This is a genomic window from Stenotrophomonas forensis (genome assembly GCF_028752115.1).
Classification (GTDB): Bacteria; Pseudomonadota; Gammaproteobacteria; order Xanthomonadales; family Xanthomonadaceae; genus Stenotrophomonas; species Stenotrophomonas forensis.
This window is the reverse complement of sequence record NZ_CP082270.1, coordinates 1,312,404-1,327,798: the sequence shown is the minus strand read 5'-3', so window position 1 is coordinate 1,327,798 and position 15,395 is coordinate 1,312,404. Positions and strand designations below refer to the sequence as shown.

The 15,395-nt window shown below is 61.4% G+C and carries 19 protein-coding genes; 3 read left to right on the top strand and 16 right to left on the bottom strand.

The annotated features are described in order from the left end of the window. Positions 1 to 29 precede the first annotated feature (29 nt). Both K5L94_RS06290 and K5L94_RS06285 read right to left on the bottom strand, forming a co-directional pair. Complete coding sequence (locus tag K5L94_RS06290) at positions 30 to 1,223, bottom strand: MFS transporter (protein ID WP_274512260.1); 1,194 nt, start codon at positions 1,221 to 1,223, stop codon at positions 30 to 32. Between the two features lie 3 nt (positions 1,224 to 1,226). Next, complete coding sequence (locus K5L94_RS06285; protein ID WP_100434257.1) at positions 1,227 to 1,553, bottom strand: type 1 glutamine amidotransferase family protein; 327 nt, start codon at positions 1,551 to 1,553, stop codon at positions 1,227 to 1,229. Positions 1,554 to 1,707: 154 nt separating this feature from the next. Here K5L94_RS06285 and K5L94_RS06280 point away from each other — a divergent pair, with 154 nt between their 5' ends. Next, positions 1,708 to 2,616 (top strand): LysR family transcriptional regulator, encoded by a 909-nt coding sequence (locus tag K5L94_RS06280; RefSeq protein WP_181406124.1) that lies wholly within the window; start codon positions 1,708 to 1,710, stop codon positions 2,614 to 2,616. A gap of 159 nt (positions 2,617 to 2,775) precedes the next feature. Here K5L94_RS06280 and K5L94_RS06275 read toward each other — a convergent pair whose 3' ends face one another. Further along, positions 2,776 to 3,165, bottom strand: a complete 390-nt coding sequence (locus K5L94_RS06275; RefSeq protein WP_235652054.1) for a hypothetical protein — start codon at positions 3,163 to 3,165, stop codon at positions 2,776 to 2,778. Between the two features lie 403 nt (positions 3,166 to 3,568). Beyond that, the gene (locus tag K5L94_RS06270) at positions 3,569 to 4,348 is read right to left on the bottom strand and encodes a CHAD domain-containing protein (protein ID WP_100434254.1); all 780 of its coding nucleotides are present in this window, start codon (positions 4,346 to 4,348) and stop codon (positions 3,569 to 3,571) included. 367 nt (positions 4,349 to 4,715) lie between these two features. On the opposite strand from K5L94_RS06270, the gene K5L94_RS06265 reads away from it, so the two are divergent. After that, positions 4,716 to 5,240 carry a DUF1993 domain-containing protein gene (locus tag K5L94_RS06265; RefSeq protein WP_274512259.1) on the top strand — a complete coding sequence of 175 codons (525 nt, stop codon included), beginning with the start codon at positions 4,716 to 4,718 and terminating at the stop codon, positions 5,238 to 5,240. Positions 5,241 to 5,454: 214 nt separating this feature from the next. Here K5L94_RS06265 and K5L94_RS06260 read toward each other — a convergent pair whose 3' ends face one another. The 12 genes from K5L94_RS06260 to K5L94_RS06205 form a co-directional block, all read right to left on the bottom strand. Beyond that, positions 5,455 to 6,897: a dihydrolipoyl dehydrogenase gene (locus K5L94_RS06260; RefSeq protein ID WP_274512258.1), complete on the bottom strand. Its 1,443-nt coding sequence runs from the start codon at positions 6,895 to 6,897 to the stop codon at positions 5,455 to 5,457. 115 nt (positions 6,898 to 7,012) lie between these two features. Beyond that, positions 7,013 to 7,378: a thioredoxin family protein gene (locus tag K5L94_RS06255; protein ID WP_080356154.1), complete on the bottom strand. Its 366-nt coding sequence runs from the start codon at positions 7,376 to 7,378 to the stop codon at positions 7,013 to 7,015. Between the two features lie 57 nt (positions 7,379 to 7,435). Then, on the bottom strand, positions 7,436 to 7,765 hold the full coding sequence (gene trxA, locus K5L94_RS06250) for a thioredoxin (protein WP_274512257.1): 330 nt from the start codon (positions 7,763 to 7,765) through the stop codon (positions 7,436 to 7,438). Between the two features lie 40 nt (positions 7,766 to 7,805). Further along, the gene (locus K5L94_RS06245) at positions 7,806 to 8,927 is read right to left on the bottom strand and encodes an alkene reductase (protein ID WP_274512256.1); all 1,122 of its coding nucleotides are present in this window, start codon (positions 8,925 to 8,927) and stop codon (positions 7,806 to 7,808) included. Between the two features lie 75 nt (positions 8,928 to 9,002). Beyond that, positions 9,003 to 9,557, bottom strand: a complete 555-nt coding sequence (locus K5L94_RS06240) for an OsmC family protein (protein ID WP_059033628.1) — start codon at positions 9,555 to 9,557, stop codon at positions 9,003 to 9,005. 117 nt (positions 9,558 to 9,674) lie between these two features. Then, complete coding sequence (locus K5L94_RS06235) at positions 9,675 to 10,358, bottom strand: DsbA family oxidoreductase (protein ID WP_059033625.1); 684 nt, start codon at positions 10,356 to 10,358, stop codon at positions 9,675 to 9,677. A 113-nt stretch (positions 10,359 to 10,471) separates the two neighbouring features. Then, on the bottom strand, positions 10,472 to 11,035 hold the full coding sequence (locus K5L94_RS06230) for a TetR/AcrR family transcriptional regulator (RefSeq protein WP_057496159.1): 564 nt from the start codon (positions 11,033 to 11,035) through the stop codon (positions 10,472 to 10,474). A gap of 95 nt (positions 11,036 to 11,130) precedes the next feature. Further along, positions 11,131 to 11,472 (bottom strand): carboxymuconolactone decarboxylase family protein, encoded by a 342-nt coding sequence (locus K5L94_RS06225; protein WP_057496160.1) that lies wholly within the window; start codon positions 11,470 to 11,472, stop codon positions 11,131 to 11,133. A 23-nt stretch (positions 11,473 to 11,495) separates the two neighbouring features. Then, positions 11,496 to 12,290, bottom strand: coding sequence for an SDR family NAD(P)-dependent oxidoreductase (locus K5L94_RS06220; RefSeq protein ID WP_262223722.1), 795 nt, complete (start codon positions 12,288 to 12,290; stop codon positions 11,496 to 11,498). A 598-nt stretch (positions 12,291 to 12,888) separates the two neighbouring features. Next, the gene (locus K5L94_RS06215) at positions 12,889 to 13,383 is read right to left on the bottom strand and encodes an ABC transporter permease (RefSeq protein ID WP_237707036.1); all 495 of its coding nucleotides are present in this window, start codon (positions 13,381 to 13,383) and stop codon (positions 12,889 to 12,891) included. A 45-nt stretch (positions 13,384 to 13,428) separates the two neighbouring features. Beyond that, entirely contained in the window at positions 13,429 to 13,791 is a 363-nt protein-coding gene (locus K5L94_RS06210; RefSeq protein ID WP_274512255.1) for a hypothetical protein, read from the bottom strand. After that, entirely contained in the window at positions 13,788 to 14,651 is an 864-nt protein-coding gene (locus K5L94_RS06205; protein WP_188238822.1) for a hypothetical protein, read from the bottom strand. Before K5L94_RS06205 ends, K5L94_RS06210 begins: the two co-directional genes overlap by 4 nt. A 213-nt stretch (positions 14,652 to 14,864) precedes the next feature. Between K5L94_RS06205 and K5L94_RS06200 the strand changes: the two genes are divergently transcribed. Next, positions 14,865 to 15,146: a helix-turn-helix domain-containing protein gene (locus K5L94_RS06200; RefSeq protein WP_478414812.1), complete on the top strand. Its 282-nt coding sequence runs from the start codon at positions 14,865 to 14,867 to the stop codon at positions 15,144 to 15,146. Positions 15,147 to 15,395: the final 249 nt, after the last annotated feature.

The window sequence follows — 15,395 nt, the reverse complement described above, 5'->3', positions numbered from 1 at the left end:
GCCGGCACGAACCGGTGCCAGCGGAATGATCAGGTCATAAGTCTTTCAACCTGAAATGCCGGACGCCGCATCTGCCAGAGCATCCAGAGGATCCCCAGGCCAACGGCAACCGCACCCACCCACGCCGTGCTGGTCAGCCCCATCGCCTCCAAGCTGGCACCGCCAAGCATCGAACCCAGCGCGATACCGCCATTGAATCCGGCGATGTTCAGCCCAGCCGCCACCGCCGGCGCCTGCGGCGCGTGGACCTGCGACAGCCCGATCACCCGCGCCTGCAAGGCGGGCACCGCCGCATAGGTCAGCGCACCCAGGAGGCCCGTCAGCAACACCATCAACGGCAACGACGGTGCCGATGCCCAAATCGCTAGCAGCGCTACGGCCAAGCCGACCAGTACGGTCATCACGGCGAAGTCCGCACCCTTGCGGTCGGTCAGGCGTCCGCCCCAGATGTTGCCAATGGCAGCCATCACGCCATAGCCCAGCATCAACAGGCTGGCCGTGCTCTCGCTGGCGTTCGTCACCTGCAGCAGGATCGGGGAAATGTAGGTGTAGAGCGCGAACGACCCGGCATAGGCCAACACAGTGATGCCGGCTCCGGCCAGCAGACGCGGATTGAATATGGCTTTGAGACCATCCATCGCGTTGGCCTGCGCCGAGCCGTCGTTCCGATCCGTCGGCATCAGGGCAAACAGGCCGAGGAAACCAATCGCGCCGCTCGCGGCCACCGCCATGAAGATGACTTGCCAGCTCAGCACGGCGCCCAGGTAGGTGCCAAGAGGAACGCCCAACGCCAGGGCCAAGGTCAGGCCGCCGAACACTACAGCCACTGCCGCCCCGGCCCGATGCCGGCCCGCCAATTGCGTGGCAACGCTCGAGGCCACGGCGAGGAACACGCCGTGCCCCAGGCCCGAGGCGAAGCGAGCAATCAGCAAAGGCGTCAGCGCATCCGACAAGCTGACCACCGCGTTGCCCAGCGTGAACAGCCCCATCGCCATCAGCAGTAGCGGCCTGCGCGGCCAGCGGCTCGCCAGCGCGGTCAGGCCCGGCGCGCCGATTACCGCGCCCAGCGCGTAGGCCGTGACCGCCGTGCCGACTTGGGCCACGCTGACATGCAGGTGGCTGGAGATGGTGGAGACCAGCCCGATGGTCACGAACTCGGTGAAACCCAGTGCGAACGCGCAAAGCGCGAAGACGTAGATGACGAAAGGCATGCGCTCGTTCATGGCTTAGATCCGACCCACGGATGCCGCTGCCAGCAGTGGCAGCATCGCCTCGGCCACACCCTTGGCCGAAGCCGGGTTCTGGTCCAGCACCAGCCTCTCGCTGGCTAACCCCCTTCTGCTGAAGATTCGGTTCGGGCATTGCCGGATACCGCGTTCCTGCACGGCATCGGCAAGCGGGAACGGCAGGCCGTCGTAATAGCGCGCGTCAGCCAGCACTCGATGCGGATGCGAGGCTTTGGAAACACGGAAACCACCAGGAGCCGTGTCGGCGGCGCCAGTCGGCCCCTTGCGGTCGTGGCTGCTCAGGACGAAGAGAATGCGTTGGGTCATCGAAAGGCTCCTGGGTGCGGGTGGTGCACCTCGCCGGGCACCTCCAAGGGGAGCGTGCGCGTTGCGGTATGCGAGGTAAGGAACTCATTCTGGGGAATCCGATATATCCTTAAAATGACCAAAATAGACAAACACTTTCCCCGAAATGGCCCAAATGGCTCTGCGCAATCTCGATGATCTGGCGGTGTTCGTGCATGTGGTGGACCGGCGCAGCTTTTCCGCCGCCGCACGCGACCTGCACCTCGCGCCCAAGACGGTCAGCAAGCAGATCGCCCGGCTAGAACAGGCGCTGGGCACCACGCTGTTCGAGCGCAACACCCGCAACTTGCGCATCACCGACGAAGGGCGGGCAATCGCTGAGCGTGCCCGCGTGGCCCTAGCGGTGCTGGAGGAAGTGCAGGAACTGGCGACCGGCGGCAACCAAGAACTAAGCGGCATCATCCGCCTGACGGCCCCCATGCCGTTCGGGCGCAAGTTCGTGGCCCCGGCGATCCACGATTTTTGTCGTCTACATCCCCGAGTCGGCTTCGACCTGCGCCTGTCCGATCAGGTGCAGGACCTGTATAGCGGCGATCTGGACTTGGCGATCCGCATGGGCGAACTGGCCGACTCACGCCTGGTGGCGAGGCGCGTGGCCGACAACCGGCGGATTCTTGCGGCGTCTCCCACCTACCTAAAAGTGAATGGACAGCCCGCTCAGCCGGAAGATCTGGAGCGGCACAACTGCTTGGTGTTCGCCTATCCGGGGCTGTTGCAAGACACCTGGCCGCTGCGTAAGGGCCGGCGGGAGAAGTCTGTCACGGTCAGCGGCACGCTCTGTAGCGACAGCGGCGACGTCCTACACGCTTGGTGCCTTGCCGGACTGGGCGTCTCGCTACGCGAAACCTGGGACATCCACGAGGAACTCCGCGACGGTCGCTTGGTGCGCGTTTTGCCGGACTGGGAGGCCATCCCCTCGAAGATCAGCGTCGTGCGGGCGCGGCGAGAGCCTGTGCCCCGCCGACTGACGGCCTTCAGCGACTTCCTACTAAGGCGCTGGCAGCAGGCGCCTTGGGATCAATGACAGCCTAAAGCTCGGACCCCATCGCTCAATCGAACCAGGTTGGCCCCCCCTCAGCTACCGCTGGGAACACACTGGCATTGAGCCGTTCTTCCGCGTGAAGCTTCGACGTGGCGCCACCCCAGATGGCTTCCTGCTACGGAAACGCTATATCCAAGCAAGCTACGGTTTTCTCAAGGCAGTGAGCATCGATTCCAGATTTGCTCCAGCCGGGGCTGCCAGGAGCGCAGTCCTCTCCGCCGAGCTGATCGCCAGATAGGTCATGCGACCGCCCGATGCCTTTGTAAACAGGTAGAAGCCTGCCAACTTCGGCTGATTGGTGACCTCATACACACCCTCGTCCTTAATGACGAAATGAATATTCTTGGGCTTGGCCTTCTCATCACCTTTTCGAGGGTGCCACACCTTCACCTCACCCAAGACAGCCTGGGCTGCTCCTTTTGGAAGCAAACGAAACACTTGGGATACGGCCTCGGATTTATTGCATTGCAAGAAGATGCCCCGCTCGCCGCCGATGACCTCAAACGTCAGAGTTTTCCTGTAGTCAGCCACTTGACTTCCTTTCCTTTCGCCGTATCAAGAACAACCTCAACTGCGGCGGTTTATTTGTGTATTGGCTAGAAATATTCAATCATGAAGGGCTCTCTAGCCGGCTAGAGAACCTTGAGGAAGGGCAGCTCCAACCCCTATTTTGCCTTTTCCTAAGCACCGAACTCGGCTGGCAATATGGAATCATGGAAAGCGAACACGTCCTGGGCGGCTGCCTCTTGGCGGCCAGCGATCCGCAGAACGGCCATATCCTGTCCTTGGAATCTCCAGACTCGGATGTGAGCGCTCCGCTCCCGCAGTAATTAGTGCATTCCAAAACCGGGTATCGGCCGGGCGCTCCGGTTCTTTAGGGCCCTCTCTAGACGCCAAAGGACTGACTCTTGAGCCTGATGTTGAGTTCACGAACTCAGTTAGGCACCGCACGGGCCAACTCTTCCTCAATGGCCGCGATGAGCAGCTTTCGGTGCTCGATGCCAGTCATTACCCTAACCAAATTGCGAAGCATCCGCAGGTCCTGGCGCCGCCCGAGGCGGTCACTGAGCTGGTGAAGCACTTTGGCCTTCCCAACCGCCTTCTTAGATGAAACATCCACGCCGAGGGCCTGCATGGCTTCTATTTGCATACGCAGCCTGCGCACCGCCCTTCGCCAACGGTGGAGGACTTCGACGTCGTCCGAGCCAGCCGCTTTCTTTCGCACCTTCACCACACGTCGCTCACTGCGCTTATAGCCAGCCCAGATCGCATCGCTCTTCACCTCGGGCCAAGGCTGCGTGCTCAGTAGCTCAGCCACCTTCTGAACTGCCTTCCGACGGCGGGCAAAGCTTGGGTCCTTGTCGAGCTCCGCTGCCAGCACGTGCTCACGTCGGGCATCCAGCCTTCGCAGAATCGTTCCCCATGGCAAGTCTGGATACTTTTTTTCCATCCCTCGCGCCGATTCGATCACAACATGGCTGTCTCGTAAGGCCGAGAGGCCCTTTCCAATCCTACGGAGGCGTTGGTCCTCTGTAGCCAGATCCAGATCGGAGGCATCGAAAAGCCGCAGCAAAGCCCGCAGCCGCCGGATGCCTTTGCGCGCGCCATGCACGGATTCATGGACGCCGGCGCCCGGGCGCAGCGCTGCAGCGATAGCTGAGCACTCGTGTTGCGCCAACTCGAGCGCCTTTGCGCCAACCGCACTGACTGGCATCTCTACGTCTCCGGAGACTGCTTGAGAACAGTAGTTCTAACCCCAGTCCTTTGCAATTTTCTGAATCCCAAGCCTGACATCCGCGGCTTGTTGTCCTAAACGTCATCACCATGTCTACCCCTTGCGTGGCGCGCAGGCCTTGCAGCCAATGCAGAGCGGCTCGGAACCTGCGTATGGTTCCATACGGTGTTGAGCTCCGTTGCCGTGCCAGACCTATGGGCCACTCAAGCAGGCGTTTCGTCTCTGTTCCACGATGGACAGTTCTCTGCGATCCCTCGGTAGGCAGCTTCCAGTGAATAATGGTCGATAGCAGGCCAACGCCCGCGCCATTCACAACAAAGCCCTGTCTTAAGCACTAGGAAGCACCATGACCATCCATCAAATGACCATCTGCGGTTTTGCGCAGATGCTTCGCGCGCTCAAAGGCCAGCTGGACAAGGCCGACGCACATGCGCTGGCCATCGGCTATGACCCGCGCAACCTGCTCTCAGCGCGCTTGGCGCCGGACATGCACCCGCTGTCCAAGCAGATACAGTTCGCCTGCACCCAGGCACGCGAAGCGGGCTGCCGACTCAGTGGAGAGCCGTTGCCGTCACTTCATGCACCCCACGACATGGATCAGGCGCGTGCGCTGATCGATCAGACACTGGGCCACTTGGCCGCAGTCGACGCAGCGGTCATCGATGCCAGCGCCTCGCGTGAAGTGGCAATCGAGCTGGCTGACGGCCTTGCCTTCGACATGAACGGAGGCGAATACGCCGCAAACTGGGCCACGCCGCAGTTCTACTTTCACCTGATCACCGCTTACAGCATCCTGCGCCACAACGGTGTGCCGCTGGGAAAAGCCGATTACGTGCCGCACATGTTCGCCTGGATGCGACAAGGCGGTTGAACCATGCAGCTAGCCCCGACGAAGTCTGCGGGGCGGCAGCCGATCTGGACAACGTGGCAAGTGCATAGTGAACATCGCCTACGGTTTTGAGGACAGGAGGATATCGGCGCCCTGCCCCGAAGCGGCTGGCCCTGAGCTAGCCGGGGAGCAGATCCCAATGCCGGAGAGAGCCATCAGGATTCTGCTGGCCCCCGGGTCGACCGCACCTCTCTACTCAAGAGCCTGGCAAGCAATCCAAACAGGCTTCCGGCGGTGGCGGTGGGATGACCAGCTTGCGCTGTATTTGACGCAAAGCCGTCCGAACACCTTCCTCGACAACCGGGTGATAGAACGGACTGTCGATCATCTGCTGGACGGTATCTCGCCGCTGAACGCTCCACGAAAGCAGGTGGCCAATGTGTTCGGCCGATGGGCCAACCATCTCTGCACCCAAGAAGGTTCCTGTGGCGCTGTCGGCGTAGACACGGATTACCCCGTGGTTCTCCAGCATGACCCGGCTGCGCCCCTGATCAGCAAACGATGCCTCTCCAACCTCAAAGGCCGCGCCACTCTCGGTCAACTGCCGGAAGGTGGCGCCCGCCATCGCGATCTGGGGGTTGGAGAACACGATCCCCAGTGGTGCCCTGCGCGGCCGTGGGCGCACGTTTGGATAGCGGCCCGCGTTGTCGCCTGCGATGCGGCCGTCGTCGGCGGCCTCATGAAGGATATCGGCCATCCCATTGGCATCCCCGGCAACGAAGATGTGCGGGCAGGTGCTCTGACCGGTAGCCCGGTCGACGATGGGCAGCCCGTAGCTGTCCAAACCGATATCGGCATTGTCCAGGCCGATTCCGAGCATGTTCGGCTTACGACCTGTCGCCGCAATCAGGTAGTCAAACGTCTCGGTACTGCGAACACCGTCAGCGCTTTCTGAGACCACCAATACTCGACCATCCTCGGTGAGCGAGGGTTTGACCTTTGCGCCCAGGCTCACAGGAACTTCTTCAGAGAAGATGCGTGTGGCCTCCGCCGCAACCACTGGGTCGCTCAGCGGTCCGATGAGCCGGCTGCGACCGTAAAGGCGAACCGTCACTCCAAGGCGGTGCAGGGCCTGTGCCAACTCAAGGCCAATGACCCCGCTGCCAACAACGGCCACTGAGCTGGGCAGATCAGTCCACTCAAAAACGTCATCGTTCACAAGAAGCCGGTCGCCCAAAGCCTCACGCCATCCCTCCGGAACGAAGGGGCTGGATCCTGTCGCTACAACGATGCGATCAGCTTCGACGATGGTGGATGACCCGACTAAAAGCTCATGAGGGGAGAGGAACGTCGCCTTGCCGCGCAGGCGGTGCTCCTCCGGCCACGCTTCTACCGACTCCACAACGAAGCCGACGAAGCGATCGCGCTCGCGGCGCACCCGAGCCATTACTTCCCGTCCGTCGACCTTGATTGCTCCGGGCATGACGCCAAAGCTCGGCGCCAACGCCAGCATATGAGCAGCATCTGCGGCACTGATGAGCAGCTTGCTCGGCATGCAGCCAACCCTCGCACAGGTGGTTCCGTAGACGCCACCTTCAATCACCACGATGCTGTCGGTATGCGCTTTGGCCGCGCGGTAGGCTGTCATTCCGGCACTGCCGGCGCCAATGATGGCGACATCAACCTTGATACGAGTCATCTGAGACCTCTTTTCGCCAGCGCATTGCAGTTGCCTGCAGCACGATCAGCGGAGAATGAATCGACCTCAACTTGTGGACGGCCGATTCGAACATTTCGGAGTATTCGGTTGTCGACTATTGGCGTGCGCTATCGAGTCGCTTCTGAGCCCACTGCGCGATACGCGGTGCGGACAACGAGCCCAGGAGCCTGCCTACTTCTTGACCTTGCTCGTCATACATCAGGAGCATCGGCACAGCAGCGACCTTCAACGAGTCCAACAGCTGCGGATCCGTCGCTGCATTCACCTTGAGGAATCGGGCCTTTGTGCCCATTGCCTCGGCGGCGGTAGCGAAAGCAGGCTCCATCGTCTTGCAGGGAGGACACCATGGTGCCCCTATGTAGAGCAGAAGAGGATCGGCTGTAGAGCGCGCAATGCGGTTGAATCCCATGGCGTTCACTTCTTCCACCTTCCCAACCCATGAAGGCACGGACGTGTTCATCGCTTCACCTTCTTTGCTAGGCGGGCGCCCCATAGAGGGCGCCCGCTTGGTTGTGGCTTACTCGCCCTTTACGAACGGAGCGATCTGCTCGTGCAAAGCCTGCTTAGGCATCGCGCCGACGATCTCCTTGGCGACCTTGCCATCCACGAACACTTTCAAGGTGGGGATGGACCGCACCCCAAATCGCTGAGCCAACTCCGGGTTCTGATCGATATCGACCTTGACCACGTGGAGCTTGCCTTCAAGCTCATCGGATAGCTCTTCCAAGGAAGGCGCGATGGCTCGGCAAGGCGGGCACCAAGGGGCCCAGAAGTCCACCAGCACCGGCGTCTTGCTTTCAATGACGTCGGACTCGAAGTCGAAGGTTGTCGTGCTACGGGTTGCCATGTCACACCTCATCTGTGGCCCGCATTAGCGGGGTAGTTGATCAGACGACTTCTGCGGCGGCGCTAGCGCCATCGTAGGTCGGATAGTCCGTGTAACCCTTGGCTCCGATCACGCCGTAGAAGGTGGACGGATCAGGCTTTGCCAGCGGCCAGCCGTTCTTCATCCGCTCCACCAGGTCGGGGTTGGAGATGAAGTTGGTGCCGAACGCAATCAGGTCGAGCTCGCCCTTGGCCAGTTCCGCCTCGGCCAGTTCCTGGGTGAACCCACCTGCACCGATCAGCGTGCCCTGATATGCCTTTCGGAACGCGGCGCCGAAGCCAGCCGGCGTGCCCGCTGCCGAGATCGTGGTCTGGTAGTTCAGATGCACGAACGCCAGGGTCCGCTCGTTCAGAGCCGAGGCCATGCTTGCCCACGCTTCAGCCTCGCCTTCGAAGGCCTCCATATCGTAGATGCGACCAAACGGGGACACGCGAACGCCCACCTTCTCGCCGCCAATTTCAGCCGCGACCGCGTCGATGGTTTCCAGCAGCAGACGCTGACGGTTCTCGATCGACCCACCATACTGGTCGGTGCGGGTATTGAGCTTGCTGCTCAGGAACTGGTCGAACAGGAACGCGTTGGCGGCCATCAGTTCGACGCCATCGAAGCCCGCATCCATCGCACGACGCGCAGACGAGGCGAAGTCCTGAATGACACGCTTGACCTCATCGGTGGTCAGGGCGCGCGGCTTGCTCGGCAGCACCGGCCCTTCCTTGCCAGGCTCGACCCATGCATAGACCATCGTGGTGGTCGCCGGCACGTCGCCCGACGACACCGGCGCGACGTTGCCCGGCTGCAGCGAGACGTGCGACAGCCTACCGACGTGCCAGAGCTGGGCAAAGATCTTGCCGCCATTGGCATGCACCGCATCGGTGACTTTACGCCAGCCTTCGGTCTGCTCATCGGTGTAGAGGCCGGGCGTGTATAAGTATCCACGCCCCTCGTCGGAGACGGGAAGGCCCTCGGTGATGATCAGGCCGGCCGAGGCGCGCTGACCGTAGTAGAGCGCAGTCAGCTCGCTGGGGATGTTCTCCGGGGTGCGCGTGCGGGTCATTGGTGCCATGACGACGCGGTTTGCCAGCGGAAGGCCGGACAGATCGAAGGAGGTAAACAGCTTGTTCATAGCGGCATCTCTAATGGGTGTGCAGCCCCACGCTGGGGCTGCTGATTGTTAGGCAGGGTCCGACCAGTTGAAGGCTCAGCCTTCGACGACTTCCAGTTTGGAGACCATGCGGATCGCCTTGGAGAAGTTGGCCAGGTTCACCGAGGTCTTGGTCACCACCGCGTGCAGTTCTTCCAGGCGCTCGCGCGAGGCGTCCGTGTTCAGACGCACCACGTAGGTGACCTCGTCGTAGCCCGGGTTGACGCTTTCGTCCAAACCGAGGAAGCCACGCAGGTCCAGTTCGCCGTCCGTCTCGATCTCCAGGCTGTGGACGGTGATGCCCATGGCCGCTGCGTTCACCACGTAGCCCACTGTCAAGCAGGCATTGAGTGCTGCCATCAGCAGCTCCTGCGGATTGGGAGCCGAGTTCTGACCGAGCAGTTCGGTCGGCTCATCGGCAGCAATCTCGAAGTGGCGCTCGTGTTTCACCCCGGCCATCGAGTAATGGTTGACCGTGGCGACAGAACGGGTCTGGCCGTCCCACTTCGTCTTTACGTTGAAGCGGGCGTTACGCTTGGATGCGTCTTCAGCGACGCCTTTGGCAAATTCCTGAAGAGCGGCGACGTCGATACCATTGGGCTTGTTGGTCATTTTCGTAGTTCCTTTCTGAGTGCGCTCACGCGCGGTGGGTCATCCGGGCGCTAAAGGCCGGGGCATGACCGAATTGGGATTTGGCTGAGCAGTTCTGTTGCTTAGACGGTCAAGAAATCAGTGCGCGCAGCCATCGATGCCGCAGCTTTCGCCTTCGCCGGCGACAATCATTGGAGCTGGCATCTCACGGGCCGCTTCAAGGATGGCGCGCTCAAATACGTCCACTTCTCGAGCGCCGGAGACAAACACCTTGTTGTTGAACAAGAACAACGGCACGCCGTTGGCGATCTGGTTTGCATCCATTTCATCGCGTCCGATCTCAGCGGCGATGCGCTCAGAGTCGAACTCGAACAAGGTGTCCGTCACGCCGACCTCTTTGGCAAGCGACGCCAGGACGTCCTGGTCAAAGATGTCGATGCCATCGGTGGTCGCTGCTTTGTAGATGCGCTCGCTCAGCAGCTGGGCCACGACCGGGGAGCGGATACTCTTGACCAGCGCATGCGCAACCGTCGTATCACCGAAACGCATGGTGTCGAAGTTGTAGACCAAGCCTTCCAGGATGCCATTCGTGCTGACGGCCGCCATCATCCGATCTGCGCCCGCCGGCCCGCCCAGCTTCTGATACAACGCGGTCTTGTAGTCCATCGGCTTGACACCTCGCGCAAGGCGATAGGCCTTGTGAGTCACCTCAACCTGGACCTGTCCTGCCAGCGCATCCACCGCCTTTTCAAAGCGCTTTTTTGCAATCCAACACCACGGGCAGACGTAGTCCGACCAGATGTCCACCTTGACCGTTTTCATGACGCTCTCCATTAATCCGAGCAGATGCGAACTACCATTCAGTCGGTAGGCTAAGAATCTGTAAAAAAATGCCGTGCGAGCCCTCAGTGCTTGATGGCAGCACCGCGATAAGGTCAGGCGTTTTCGACGATCAGCCTGATGACACTTGGCTGCAACGAGTCGGCGTCTTTGGTGGCCCAGTTGATGAAGCTGGAGCCCTCCAGAACACTGAGAAGCAGGAATGCTTTCTGCCTGGCGCCACTGCCTTTGGGGATTTGCTTGAGCTTGATGCCTTGCTCCAGCATTCGGGTGAGCCAGGTCAGCTGCATCTCAAAGAACCGCTGAGTCAATTGCTGCATGCTCGGTGGCAACGCGGACATCTCTGCAGCCAGCGCCCCGCATAGAGGGAGCAACTTGCCGTCGTCACCAGATTTAAAGATCTGGAAAAAGGCTTCAAGGCGGGCAACCACATCGCTGTGCTGAACCTCAACACGATCGAACTCGGTGCGGACACGTTCAATGTAGTCCTCCACGATTGCCCCGCCCAAGTCTTCCTTGGTCGGGAAATGGTGATGGATGCTTGCCTTGCGAATGCCGACAACCTCAGCGAGGTCCGCGTAACTGAAGGCGCTGTAGCCGCGGGTTCGCATCAGGTTTTCAGCGGTGTGAACCAGGGCGTCGCGTGTGCCAACGGCCATCTCGATACCTCCACTTTGATGAGATCAACTCTACCTACCACATGGTAGTTAGTCAATGCCCAACGACAACCTCATTGCCGTCGTTGGGCTGCGGTTTACGCACCAATCTCGTCATACGCCTCAAGAGCGCGCGAGGAGTAGACATAGGCGGCGCCGGCATTGAGTGCGATGGCGGTGCCCAGGGCAGCGGCGATTTCTTCCTTGGTCGCCCCGGCCTTCTTGGCCGCGCCGGCATGTGCAGCGATACACCCATCGCAACGGGTGGTCACAGCCACCGCGAGCGAGATCAGCTCATGCGTCTTGGCGTCCAGCACGTTGCCCTCACGGGTAGCGAGCTCCAGCTTATGGAAGGCGCTGGCCACAGGGGCATTGGCCTTGTTGAAGCCACTGACACGCTTGATGAGCGACTTCAGCTCTTCGGTCCACTTCTTTTCCATTTCGATCACCTTTGTATGTTGGTTTAATTGCCGAGCTTGCGAGCAGCCATGACGCCACCGTCCACGTCCCACACCGCGCCGGTAACCCAGGAGGCCTTGTCCGACAGCAGGAAGATGACGGTCTCTGCAACATCGCGCGGTGTGCCATTGCGGCCGAGCGGATGGAAGTTCTTGAAGCCATCCAACGCGCCCGCAAGCTGCTCGCCAGGAATAAACCGCTCAAAAATCCTCGTCTCCACCATGCCGGGGCTGACTGCGTTCACGCGGATGCCGTGCTCCGCCAGCTCTGCAGCAACGTGCCTGGTCATTGCATCCAACCCCATCTTGGCCATCGAGTAAGCCGGGGCTGTAACCGTTTCGATGGCCTGGCGGGCCGCAACAGCGGTGACGTTGACGATCGAACCCGGCTTCTTCTGCGCGACCAGCGAAGCGGCCACCTGCTGGGTGATGAAGAACAGCGAGCGATTCAGGTCGAGGAAGTTGTTGTAGTCCTCAATCGAGTGCTCCAAGAATGCCTTCGGATAGAAGATGCCTGCCGTGTTGACGAGGAGGTCAATGTCGCTGTGTTCCGCCGCCAGCTTTGCAAGCAACGTCTGCACGCTTTCCGGGTTCGAGAGATCTGCGGCGAAAGCAGCTGCCTTGCCCTCCCCCGCTACGGCCGCCAACTGCTGGCGCGCAACCTCTGCCTTTTCCGGGCGATTGCCGACCACAACGACCGCGCCGCCCTGCTCGGCCACCATTTGGGCGACCTCCAGGCCGATCCCACTGGTGCCACCCACGACCAACAACTTGCGACCGTCGAACTGTTTGATGTCCATCTGATTGGCCCTTATGCCTACCTAGTGGTTGGTAGGCTATGCCGATGATCGATGGGTGTCAAGAAAGACTCGCGGCCTTTTCATTCAGCTTGTTCAGGTCTAGCCCTGAACCACCTAGGGAGCCCTGGGCTGACCTTGGTCAGCCATAGCAGGTCGATAAATAGTGGAGCGCCGCAAAAGGACGTCAGAGAGTCCCGATCTCGGAAATGGTTACCTGTGCTTCTACAAGGACAGCGACCAGCATCCGTCCCCCGGCAACGGTCCGCCCCACGCTTTTGTTGAGGTAGGCCGCCTGCAGCCGGCCGGCCTCCAATACGGCGTCAAGTTCGAAGCTGCCCGGACGCCCGCGCAATGGTTCCCCGGGTAACGCCAGGCCACCTTCCAGCGGCTGCAGCCGTGTCGGAACACCGCCCGCATGGGCACCGACGCGTTGATCGCTGCGGCCAAAACGGGCCTCAGGGACGCCTGCGAGAACTACCGGACGGCGCTGATCGAGCATCGAGGGACGTAGGCGGCCATCGTCGCGGCGTCTTTTGCGGACCGCCCAAAGGCGACATTTCCCCTCCCTTTGACGGTTTTTAGAAGTTCGTGGCCCGCCCTACAGACTGGTGGCGCGCCACGCGCGCCCGATCAACCCGCCCACCAGTGGCGCAATCGGGAAGACGGTGTAGAGGGCGGCCAGCGCCAGCGGCGGGACGGAAACAAAGAAATTGCGTTCCGATTCAATCAGACCGGGGTAGAAGATTCCCACACCGATGCTCGCCAGCTGGATCGCGACCACGACCAGCGTCCCCATCAGTGCCCCCTTCCAAAAGCCCCCGCGCCTCGGTTCCAAGAAGGGATTGACCGCCCTGGCTGCCCGAACGCGCGCCGCCCGCCAGTTCAGCACGCAAAGCAGCAGGAGGAGCGCCAGCACGCCAACGCCAGCCGAGAACGCCGCCACAGCCTGCCAGGCAAGCCCCAGCTCTCCAGAAATTTCTGCACCGCCTGCGAAGGCGAGCAGGCCAGCACCGCCCAGGAGGACCGTTGCGGGTGCAAGCAGGCCCCACTGCATATGGGACGCGGTTGAGTGAGAGCCGACATGGGCATTCATGGAACCTCCAAATGAGCGAAATCGAGGGCGGGTTACAGAGGCGGATCAGGGCTTCTTCTGTGCGTCGATGAGCACCCACTGCCCTGCCCGCTTTTCAAACACCAGGTCTGCCCGGGCAGGCACAGGCGCAGGCTCTTCCTTCAGCTGGCGCCCACCCTGGAAACCAATCACATCGAGGGTGCCGCCCGTGACGCACGTCGTTCGCTCGGGCCCGGTCTGACTACAGTCGGCGCTCAAGTTGTCCCAGCCTCGCACTTCCACGCGCTGCCCCAGCTCGGCCACCAGGTTCGCGTTCAAATACTGCTCGTACCCCTTTGCAACCTGCTCTACCGACGGTCCCTGTTCTGCCTTACCGCAGGCGATCATGGCAACAGCTGCTACCGCGGCGACCACCATTCCACGCTTCATGCACCTTCTCCTTGGTTCTTGGTGACGTCCACTTCGATCGTTTCGTTCCGGTAGCCCAAGCTCACTTTCTCGACGGTCACGTCCATCTTGGGTTCCGTGCCGTCGATCCAAACCCGATTGACCGAGAAGACCACACGGTCGTCCTGGAACGACCGGCCCTGCCGCGCGAGGTTGGCCGCTTCAGCGAGGTCCATCCGGATCAGCAACCGGTAGCGCCCCGCGTTCGGAGGGCTGGACACGCCGGTGGGGGTCTTGCGGGTCCAAGGGACGAAGTTCTTCCCCGTGACACTCAAGCCAGCAAGCGAGATCTGCGGCATCGGCACGAACACTTCCATGACGCCCCGATCCGCGTTGTAGCTGACCCCACCGAGCGCTTTGAAGTTCGGGCGAACGGCATACCGCCGAATTCCTTTGAACCGCTCCAGCCGTGCGTCGAAAGCAGGCCCGAAGCGCTGCTCGATCACCGCCGCAGGCGGCTCCGCCTCTTTACTGCCCGTCGTCCTCTTTGCGGCCACCCACGCCTGCCGCAAGCACCACTGCCGTTTGTCAGGCCTCAACTGGTAGGCGGAATGGGCCATCGCCAGCAGGCCCATGTCGCACATGTCGATCCCTTGCGCGCCGGTGGAGGAGAGCCCTTCGCGAAGGTGCTGAGCACCATCAAGGGTGTCCCCGTCCAGGTCCCAGTACATCCCGGCAGGTTCGGCGTACAGGGGGTGGGACACCTTGGCCTGCGAGCCGGACTTTCCTGAAAGGGCCCCACCGATCTGCCGAAGCAGGCCCGATGCGGTCGTGGATTGGGCGCTGGCGCCCGTCGATACGGCCAGCGCGAGCGCGCCAGCCAGAACTGCCCCGTTCTTCATACAGCCCCTCGTTCCTTTGGATGGACTTGCCACGGACTTACGTGGCACGTAGAGTCTACCCGTGACGTAGGGCTTGGGTCATCATCGGTGCATGCCTGCACTGCATCCGTTCAGCCTGTGACTACGCCGACAACTCCGCGAGCGATCGTGGCCGCGCGCTTGCGCCAAGCCAGGATCCTTCGAGGCTTTAGCCAGCGCGAAGTGGGGGTCAGGATGGGCCTGGACAAAGACACCGCATCGGCTCGCATCAGTCGCTACGAGAGCGAATCGATGACGGTGAGCCTGGAAGCACTGTTCGAGCTGGCGCAGGCACTGGACGTGCCGCCGGCCTACCTGCTGGCGACGACGCCGGCGATGGCCGACGCGATTTTGGCACTGGGCATTCAAAGCGAGGCCCAGCAGGCCAAGCTGTCTCAAGCTCTCGAAGAACTGACCGCGCTTCCGCCGGGCAAGCGAAAGCAAGCCATTGAGCGCCTGTTGGCGCATCCCGAATAGGCGATCGCAGTAGTTTTACCGAGAGCAGGCGGATTGGTGACGTGGGGGATAATGTTGACTGCCCACTTGACCGCTTTCCTCGGGGTGGTCCTTGCCGACCTACTGCCCCGTCCTGAGCAAAGCCAAGCGATCTTCAGCCTCCTCGTCTTGGCGCTTGTGCCGCCGAATGTCGCGACGCCCGGCCTGGTGGCGATTCTCAATAGCATGACGCGCCAGACCTCACGCAGGTAGGTGCTTGCTGATGCCCCC